At 62.2% G+C, this 6,499-nt stretch carries 4 protein-coding genes; all 4 read right to left on the bottom strand.

Features of this window, described 5'->3' with window-relative positions; genetic code table 11:
• Nucleotides 1-167 precede the first annotated feature (167 nt).
• The 4 genes from sucD to sucA all read right to left on the bottom strand — a co-directional run bounded on the left by sucD (nucleotide 168) and on the right by sucA (nucleotide 6,403).
• The gene (gene sucD / locus OKB81_RS09750; protein ID WP_270663615.1) at nucleotides 168-1,040 is read right to left on the bottom strand and encodes a succinate--CoA ligase subunit alpha; all 873 of its coding nucleotides are present in this window, start codon (nucleotides 1,038-1,040) and stop codon (nucleotides 168-170) included.
• Nucleotides 1,040-2,206 carry an ADP-forming succinate--CoA ligase subunit beta gene (sucC, locus tag OKB81_RS09745; RefSeq protein ID WP_005300220.1) on the bottom strand — a complete coding sequence of 389 codons (1,167 nt, stop codon included), beginning with the start codon at nucleotides 2,204-2,206 and terminating at the stop codon, nucleotides 1,040-1,042. Before sucC ends, sucD begins: the two co-directional genes overlap by 1 nt.
• A gap of 106 nt (nucleotides 2,207-2,312) precedes the next feature.
• Nucleotides 2,313-3,506 carry a 2-oxoglutarate dehydrogenase complex dihydrolipoyllysine-residue succinyltransferase gene (odhB, locus tag OKB81_RS09740; RefSeq protein ID WP_103858743.1) on the bottom strand — a complete coding sequence of 398 codons (1,194 nt, stop codon included), beginning with the start codon at nucleotides 3,504-3,506 and terminating at the stop codon, nucleotides 2,313-2,315.
• An 86-nt stretch (nucleotides 3,507-3,592) separates the two neighbouring features.
• On the bottom strand, nucleotides 3,593-6,403 hold the full coding sequence (gene sucA / locus OKB81_RS09735) for a 2-oxoglutarate dehydrogenase E1 component (protein ID WP_010674498.1): 2,811 nt from the start codon (nucleotides 6,401-6,403) through the stop codon (nucleotides 3,593-3,595).
• Between the last annotated feature and the right edge of the window lie 96 nt (nucleotides 6,404-6,499).

The raw sequence follows: 6,499 nt of genomic DNA, 5'->3' as shown, positions 1-6,499 counted from the left end.
ACCGGAAGCAGTATTCCGCAAGATGCCTTGGTAAATGCTTCGCTCCGAGCGTATGGCAACTGCCCCGCAGCGAGTTTCTTACAGATAATTTTCAACAAGTCAAAGATATCCATAAAAAAGCCGCCCATTGGGCGGCATTTTTATCAGAGATAACTGGCTTGAAGGAATTACCAGCCGGTCACTTCACGCAGGGCCTTGCCGATATCGGCCAAGGAGCGCACGGTTTTCACGCCGGCATCATCCAGGGCGGCAAATTTCTCGGCCGCGGTGCCTTTACCACCGGCGATGATGGCGCCCGCATGACCCATGCGCTTGCCAGCCGGTGCGGTGACACCCGCGATGTAGGAGACCACCGGCTTGGTGACGTGGGCCTTGATGTAGGCAGCCGCGTCCTCTTCGGCGTTGCCGCCGATCTCGCCGATCATCACGATGGCTTCGGTCTGCGGGTCATTCTGGAACATCTCGAGGATGTCGATAAAGTTGGAGCCCGGGATGGGGTCGCCACCGATACCGACGCAGGTGGACTGGCCGAAGCCCTCGTCCGTGGTCTGCTTGACCGCTTCGTAGGTCAGAGTGCCGGAGCGGGAGACGATGCCCACCTTGCCCGGCTTGTGGATGTGGCCCGGCATGATGCCAATCTTGCACTCACCCGGGGTGATGACACCCGGGCAGTTGGGGCCGATCATCCGCACGCCGGTTTCCTGCAGCTTCACCTTGACGTCCAGCATGTCCAGGTTCGGGATGCCTTCGGTGATGGTGACAATCAGCTTGATGCCGGCATCGATGGCTTCCAGGATGGCGTCCTTACAGAACGGCGCCGGCACATAGATGACGGAGGCAGTGGCGCCGGTGGCTTCCACGGCGTCACGGACGGTGTTGAACACAGGCAGGCCCAGGTGAGTGGTGCCGCCCTTGCCCGGGGAGACGCCGCCGACCATCTGGGTACCGTAGGCAATGGCCTGTTCGGAGTGGAAGGTACCCTGACCGCCGGTAAAGCCCTGGCAGATCACCTTGGTGTCTTTGTTGATCAGAACGCTCATTATTTGGCCTCCGCTGCTTTTACCACTTGCTGAGCTGCGTCAGTCAGACTCGTTGCGGCGATGATATTGAGGCCGCTGTCGGCCAGTTTACGGGCACCCAGTTCGGCGTTGTTGCCTTCCAGACGCACCACCACGGGCACTTTCACCCCCACTTCCTTGACGGCGCCGATGATGCCTTCCGCGATCATGTCGCAGCGCACGATGCCGCCAAAGATGTTGACCAGCACGGCTTGTACCTTGCTGTCGGAGAGGATGATCTTGAAGGCCTCGGTCACGCGCTCCTTGGTGGCGCCGCCGCCGACGTCCAGGAAGTTGGCCGGGGAACCGCCGTGCAGGTTGACGATGTCCATGGTGCCCATGGCCAGGCCCGCGCCGTTGACCATGCAGCCGATGTTGCCATCGAGCGCCACATAGTTCAGCTCCCACTGGGCGGCGTGCGCTTCGCGGGGGTCATCCTGGGACGGGTCGTGCATCTCGCGCAGCTTGGGCTGACGGTACAGGGCGTTGGCGTCGATGTTGATCTTGCCGTCGAGGCAGTGCAGGTTGCCCTTGTCGGTGATGACCAGGGGGTTGATCTCCAGCAGGGCGAAGTCGCAGTCCAGGAACATCTGGCCCAGGCCCATGAAGATCTTGGTGAACTGCTTGATCTGATCACCGACCAGACCCAGCTTGAAGGCCAGCTCGCGGGCCTGATAAGGCTGCGGGCCTACCAGGGGATCGATGGCAGCCTTGTGAATGAGTTCCGGGGTTTCGTGGGCGACTTTCTCAATCTCCACACCACCTTCGGTGGAAGCCATGAAGACCACGCGTCGAGAGCCACGGTCGACCACGGCGCCCAGGTACAGTTCCTTGGCGATGTCGGTGCAGGACTCCACCAGGATCTTGGTAACCGGCTGACCATTGGCGTCAGTCTGATAGGTCACCAGGTTCTTGCCGAGCCAGTTTTGGGCGAAGGCGCGGATCTCGTCCTTGCTCTTGGCCAGCTTGACGCCGCCCGCCTTGCCGCGGCCACCGGCGTGGACCTGGCACTTGACGACCCAGGTGTTGCCGCCAATCTTGTCGGCCGCTTCGGCCGCTTCCTGCGGGGTGGCACAGGCATAACCTTCGGAGACCGGCAGGCCATACTCGGCAAACAGCTGTTTTGCCTGATATTCATGCAGATTCATAGATGCTCTATCCGTGTTGTAGGTATTTCCGTCCGGGGCTCGTGTTTCTCAATCCCCTGTGAATGGGGGCCTGGGCGGCCCCTCGTTATCTTTCAGTCACGCTTGCTCAGACATCCAGCAGCAGACGGGTCGGGTCTTCCAGCAGCTCCTTGATGGAGACCAGGAAGCCCACGGACTCGCGGCCGTCGATGATGCGGTGATCGTAGGAGAGCGCCAGGTACATCATCGGCAGGATCTCGACCTTGCCGTCAACGGCCATGGGGCGGTCCTGGATCTTGTGCATACCCAGAATGGCGCTCTGGGGCGGGTTGATGATGGGGGTGGACATCAGGGAGCCGAACACGCCACCATTGGTGATGGTGAAGTTGCCGCCGGTCAGTTCATCCACGGTCAGCTTGCCGTCACGGCCCTTGCCGGCCAGGTCTTTGATGGCCTTCTCGATATCGGCCAGGCTCATGTTGTCGCAGTCGCGCAGCACCGGGGTCACCAGACCACGGGGGGTGGAGACGGCGATGCTGACGTCGAAGTAGTTGTGGTAGACGATGTCGTCACCGTCCAGCGCCGCGTTCACTTCCGGGTAGCGCTTGAGGGATTCGACCACGGCCTTCACATAGAAGGACATGAAGCCGAGCTTGATGCCGTGCTTCTTCTCGAAGATCTCGCCGTACTGCTTGCGCAGCTTCATGATGGGCGCCATGTTGATCTCGTTGAAAGTGGTCAGCATGGCGGTGGTGTTCTTGGCCTCCAGCAGACGCTCGGCGATGCGCTTGCGCAGACGGGTCATGGGCACGCGCTTCTCGGTGCGACCGGCCAGCGGCGCGACCGGTGCGGCAGCCATAGGAGCGGCAGCAGTCGGCGCAGCCACCGGAGCCTTGCCCAGATTCTTGATGAAGGCTTCCACGTCTTCCTTGGTGACACGACCACCCTTGCCGGTGCCGGTCAGCTTGGCGACGTCGATGTCGTGCTCGGCCACCATGCGGCGCACGGAAGGGCTCAGGCCATCGGCAGCGTCATCGGCCACGGCTTCCACCGGCTTCTCGCTGGTCGCTTCACCGGCAACGGGGGCCGGCTTGAGCATGGCGATCAGCTGGCGGGAGAGCACGGTGGCCCCTTCGCTCTGCAGGATGTCGCCCAGTACGCCGGCTTCCGGCGCGGGCACTTCCAGCACGACTTTATCGGTTTCGATGTCAACCAGCACTTCGTCACGGGCAACCAGATCACCCGGTTTCTTGTGCCAGGTCGCGATGGTGGCATCTGCCACTGATTCCGGCAGGTCCGGTACCTTGATCTCGATAGTCATGTAATCAGTTCCTTGTTACTTCTTGGCCAGCAGGCTTGTTCCAGGTCAGAGAGGGTCCCGACACGGGCCCTCTCATCCACAACTCGTTATTCCAGGGTAAGGGCGTCTTCCACCAGGGCTTTTTGCTGCTTGGCGTGGACGGACATGTAACCGACAGCCGGTGAGGCCGAGGCCGGGCGGCCGGCATAACGCAGACGGGCATGGCTTGGCAGCACGCTGTCGTAGTGATGACGGGTGCTGTACCAGGCGCCCTGGTTCTGCGGCTCCTCCTGACACCAGACGAAGTCGGTGACATGGCTGTAATCGGCCAGGATGGCGCGCACTTCCTCTTCCGGGAAGGGGTAGAGCTGCTCGATCCGTACCAGGGCCACGTCCTGCTGCTCCGCCTTGCGACGGGCATCGAGCAGGTCGTAGTAGACCTTGCCGGAGCAGAAGACCACGCGCTTGACGCCTTTGGGATCCAGCGCATCGATTTCGCCGATGGCGTTCTGGAAGGTGCCCTCTGCCAGCTCTTCGAGCTTGCTCACCGCCAGCGGGTGGCGCAGAAGGGATTTGGGCGTCATCACGATGAGCGGACGGCGCATGGGGCGCACTACCTGGCGACGCAGCATGTGGAACACCTGCGCCGGGGTGGAGGGCACGCACACCTGCATGTTGTGCTGGGCGCACATCTGCAGGTAACGCTCCAGACGGGCGGAAGAGTGCTCCGGGCCCTGACCCTCGTAACCGTGGGGCAGCAGCATGGTCAGGCCACACATCCGGCCCCACTTCTGCTCGCCGGAGGAGAGGAACTGATCCACCACCACCTGGGCGCAGTTGGCGAAGTCACCGAACTGGGCTTCCCAGATGGTGAGACCGGCCGGCTCCGCGCTGGCGTAGCCATACTCGAACGCCAGGACCGCGTTCTCGGTCAGCACGGAGTCGTACACCTCGAACGGGCCCTGCTCGTCATGCAGGTTGCACAGCGGAGTGTAGGTGCTGGCATCGGTCTGACTGTGCAGCACGGCGTGGCGATGGAAGAAGGTACCGCGGCCGGAGTCTTCCCCGGTAAAGCGAATGCGGGATCCCTTGTCCACCAGGGTGGCGTAGGCCAGAGTCTCGGCGAAGCCCCAGTCCACCAGCTTCTCACCGGCGGCCATCAAGCGACGGTCTTCGTAGATCTTCTCGACCTGACGTTGCAGCACATGGGTCGCCGGGTACTGGCTGATGCGCTCACCCAGGGCCTTCAGATGATCCATGGGCACAGTGCTGTCATAGGCCATGGCCCAGTCGTGACCCAGATACGGCGTCCAGTCCACGGAGTGCAGCTCCATAGGGCGCCACTCCTTGCTCACCCGCTCGCCCCGATCCAGGGTGTCGCGATAGTCGTTGACTAGCGTGGTGGCCAGCTCCGGCGCGATGGCTCCTTCGGCGATCAGCTGATCGGCGTAGATCTTGCGCGGGGTCGGGTGCTGCTTGATCTTCTGGTACATCAGGGGCTGGGTCGCGCTCGGCTCGTCAGCCTCGTTGTGGCCGTGACGACGGTAGCAGACCAGCTCGATCACCACGTCGCGCTTGAAGGTGTTGCGGTAATCCAGGGCAATCTGGGTCACCAGCACCACGGCTTCCGGGTCATCCCCGTTGACGTGCAGCACAGGGGCCTGCACCGCCTTGGCGATGTCGGTGCAATATTCGGTGGAGCGCAGGTCACGGATATAGGAGGTGGTGAAGCCCACCTGGTTGTTGATGACGATGCGCACCGTGCCGCCCACTCCATAGGCACGGGTCTGGGACATGTTGAAGGTCTCGGCAACGACCCCCTGCCCCGCGATGGCGGAGTCACCGTGGATGGTGATGGGCAGGACGCTGGAGCCGTCCTTGTCACCGCGACGGTCCATACGGGCACGCACGGAGCCGATGACCACGGGGTTGACGATCTCGAGGTGAGACGGGTTGAAGGCGAGCGCCAGGTGGACGTTGCCGCCCGGGGTGGCGAAGTCGGAGGAGAAGCCCATGTGGTACTTCACGTCCCCTGTGCCCCAAGATTCGCCGTGCTTGCCGGCAAACTCGTCGAACAGGTCCTGGGCGCGCTTGCCCAGCACGTTGATGAGCACGTTGAGGCGACCACGGTGGGCCATGCCGATGACGGCTTCCTTGCAACCCTGCTCACCGGCGCGGCGAATAAGCTCTTTGAGCATGGGCACCATGGCATCGCCCCCTTCCAGGGAGAAACGCTTGGCCCCCGGGAACTTGGCACCCAGGTATTTTTCCAGCCCTTCGGCGGCGGTCAGGCTCTCGAGGAAGCGGGTCTTCTCTTCGAGGGTATAGTTGCCCTTCCCTTCGATGGATTCCAGCCTGTCTTGCAGCCAGCGCTTCTCCTCGGTGGAGGTGAGGTGCATGTAGTCGGCGCCGATGCTGCCGCAATAGGTTTTCTTCAGCGAGGCATACAGATCGGAGAGCACCATGGTCTCGCGACCGATGGCGTAGGAGCCCACATTGAAGGTGGCCTCCATGTCTGCACCTTGCAGGTTGTGGAAGGCCGGATCCAGCTCGGCGACCGGCTCGCGCTGCCACAGACCCAGGGGGTCCAGGTTGGCGTTCTGGTGACCGCGGAAGCGGAAGGCGTTTATCAGTTGCAGTACGCGAACCTGTTTGGCATCCACCTGGGGATCGGAGACGGGAGCGCTGTAACGGGAGGAGTCCTTGGCCAGGCGGCGGAAATAGTCGCGAACCTGGGAGTGGGGTTGTTCTACTGCATGTCCGTTGACCTGGGGCAGCGACTGGAACAGGCTGCGCCATTCGTCGGCAACGGAGTCGGGGTTCTCCAGGAAGGATTCGTACAAATCCTCAATGTAGCTTGCATTCGCACCAGCCAGGTGAGATGACTCCAACCAGGCCTTCATCACGCCGTTATGCATTTCTATCCCTTGTACATCTTGTTCGCTGCACTGCAGCTTGTAGGGTCATAGCCATCCCGGGGCGGGATGGCTATCCAGAGGTCGGGCCCGGCGCAA

The sequence above is a fragment of the Aeromonas sp. QDB56 genome (assembly GCF_027705505.1).
In the GTDB taxonomy this organism is placed as follows: domain Bacteria; phylum Pseudomonadota; class Gammaproteobacteria; order Enterobacterales; family Aeromonadaceae; genus Aeromonas; species Aeromonas caviae.
This window is presented reverse-complemented; position numbering and strand designations above follow the sequence as displayed.

Bases quoted from the DNA above. Each gene is read 5' to 3' on its own strand.
- odhB (WP_103858743.1), bottom strand. From the start codon at position 3,506: ATGACTATCGAGATCAAGGTACCGGACCTGCCGGAATCAGTGGCAGAT.
- sucA (WP_010674498.1), bottom strand. From the start codon at position 6,403: ATGCATAACGGCGTGATGAAGGCCTGGTTGGAGTCATCTCACCTGGCT.
- sucD (WP_270663615.1), bottom strand. From the start codon at position 1,040: ATGAGCGTTCTGATCAACAAAGACACCAAGGTGATCTGCCAGGGCTTT.
- sucC (WP_005300220.1), bottom strand. From the start codon at position 2,206: ATGAATCTGCATGAATATCAGGCAAAACAGCTGTTTGCCGAGTATGGC.